The organism is Streptomyces sp. NPDC001027 (assembly GCF_040299045.1).
GTDB lineage: Bacteria > Actinomycetota > Actinomycetes > Streptomycetales > Streptomycetaceae > Streptomyces.
Genome location: NZ_JBEPBI010000595.1, coordinates 1 through 1270, shown reverse-complemented (window position 1 = coordinate 1270; position 1270 = coordinate 1). Strand labels below are relative to the sequence as shown.

Genomic DNA, 1270 nt, shown 5'->3' with positions numbered 1-1270 from the left:
CGCGGCATCGGTGTGAGGGGGGCGCGGGCGGTTTCGGCGCCCGTGAGGCGGGCGGCGAGGGCCGCGACGGTCGGGGCCTCGAACAGGGTACGGATCTCGGTCTCGACACCCAGAACGGTGCGGATACGGCTGACGAGGCGCACCGCGAGGAGGGAGTGACCGCCAAGGTCGAAGAAGTCGTCGTCGACACCGACGCTCTCCAGCCCGAGGACCTCGGCGAAGGCCAGACAGAGCAACTCCTCCTGCAAGGTCGCCGCACGGCGGCCGCCACCGGCCGAGGAGTTGCCGTAGTCCGGAGCGGGAAGCGCCTTGCGGTCCAGCTTGCCGTTCCCGGTCAGCGGCAGCTCATCCAAGACCACGACCGCCGACGGCACCATGTGCTCCGGCAGACGCCGCCCGACGAACTCACGTACCGCGGAGGGAAGTTTGCTGCTGTCCTCGTCCGGATCGTCCGCGACGACGTACGCCACCAGACGGGTCTCCCCCGGGACGTCCGCGCGGGCCACGACGACAGCCTGAGCCACCAGCGGGTACGCGGCGGCAACGGACTGCACCTCACCCAGCTCGATCCGGTAGCCACGGACCTTGACCTGCTCGTCCGTGCGGCCCAGGAAGACCACCCGGCCCTCCGCCGTCCAGCGGACCCGGTCACCCGTGCGATACATCCGCACACCCGGCTCGAAGGGGTTCGCCACGAACCGCTCCGCCGTAAGCCCCGCACGCTGGACATAGCCGCGCGCCAGCTGCGCACCCGCCACATACAACTCACCCGCAACACCCATCGGCACGGGGCGCAGAGCGGCGTCGAGGACGTAGAAGCGCGTGTTGGCCACTGGCGAGCCGACCGGGACCAGGCCTGCGGCCGCGTCGTCCGCGCTCAGCCGGGTGGTCGCGACACCGATCGTCGTCTCAGTCGGCCCGTAGTGATTGAACACCGCCGACTTACCGGCGCGTTCAACCAGCTCGCGCACCAGCTCCGGGGAAGCGGCCTCGCCGCCCAGGACCAGCGAACGCGCCGGCAGCACGCCCTCCGCCCCGGCCACGGAGGCCAGCGCGGCCAGGTGCGAGGGAACGGCCTTGAGGAAGTCGATCGAGTGCTCGGTCAGGTAACCGGCCACCAGCGCCGGGTCGGTGACCGCTTCCTCGGGCAGGACATGCAGCTCGCCACCGCTCGTCAGGCTCGCGAAGACCACCGTGTTGCCCAGGTCCGTGGCCTGCGCCTGAAGAAGGGCATACCGGCCGCCCGGCACATCGAACCCGACCCGGCCGG

Annotated in this window: 1 protein-coding gene; it reads right to left on the bottom strand. The window is 71.1% G+C overall.

Annotated features, from left to right (window positions below; translation table 11 throughout):
• Positions 1 to 1270, bottom strand: a 1270-nt coding sequence (locus ABT300_RS44185; RefSeq protein WP_351688862.1) for a non-ribosomal peptide synthetase, incomplete at both ends; no start/stop codon positions are given.